Here is a 940-nt window from a genome sequence, read left to right as displayed (position 1 = left end):
TGTCGCGCCAATCGACGCACTTTTTGAAGCTCTGCGACAGCGCGGCATCAACCCGGTCCCCATCTTCGTCTCCACCCTCAAGGACCCGGCATCCCTGGCCTTCGTGGAAACAGCACTCGCCTCACTGAAACCCGCCGCCATCGTCACCGCTACCGCTTTCGCGTCCGGTGCCGAACCGGGCAATGAGACCTTGTTCGACCGCGCCGGCGTGCCGGTCTTCCAGGTCATCGTCGCCACCACCCGCCGCGACATCTGGGAGAGCAACCAGCGCGGCCTGGCGCCCGCCGACCTTGCCATGCATGTCGTGCTGCCCGAGCTCGACGGCCGCATCCTGGCCGGCGCCATTTCCTTCAAGGGCGAGAGCGAGATCGATCCAGCACTTGGCCACCGCGCTTTCGCCAACCGGCCGGAACCGGATCGCGTGGCGCAAGTGGCTGACCGCGTCGCGGCCTTTATCCGCCTGCAGGAGACGCCCCGCGCCGAGCGCAAGCTGGCGATCCTGATGCCGGATTATCCCAGCGCCCCCGGCCGCACCGGCTATGCCGTCGGCCTCGACGTGCCGTCCAGCGTGCTGGCCATTCTGCATGACCTGAAGGGACAGGATTATGGTGTTGAGGGAATTCCGGAGACGCCGCGTGGGTTGCTGGATTTGCTGGAAGCCAGCGATACTGGATTGGCCTTAGATAACTACATTGCCTTCTCGACGGAGTTGCCGACTGCGGCAATCGCTGCGGTCGAAGCCGCTTGGGGGAAGGTGGAAGATGAGACGGGTCTGCGCGAGGCGCCCCCCTCTGTCCGGCCGGACATCTCCCCCTCAAGGGGGGAGATTGCGCTGTCATTACCGGTTTCGCCAACCTCCAGGGTTGCAGGAGAGGGCGGAGCGTAAAAACTGCCAATCTCCCCCCTTGAGGGGGAGATGTCCGGCCGGACAGAGGGGGGC

General features: G+C 65.3%; 1 pseudogene. It reads left to right on the top strand.

Features of this window, described 5'->3' with window-relative positions:
• A pseudogene (locus EN984_RS36080) lies at positions 1 to 883 on the top strand (cobaltochelatase subunit CobN); the annotation flags it as partial.
• Between the last annotated feature and the right edge of the window lie 57 nt (positions 884 to 940).

Origin of the sequence: Mesorhizobium sp. M7A.F.Ca.CA.004.12.1.1 (assembly GCF_003997835.1) — a bacterium.
Lineage (GTDB): Bacteria > Pseudomonadota > Alphaproteobacteria > Rhizobiales > Rhizobiaceae > Mesorhizobium.
The sequence above is the reverse complement of the archived record's forward strand: the minus strand, read 5'-3'. Positions and strand labels throughout refer to the sequence as shown.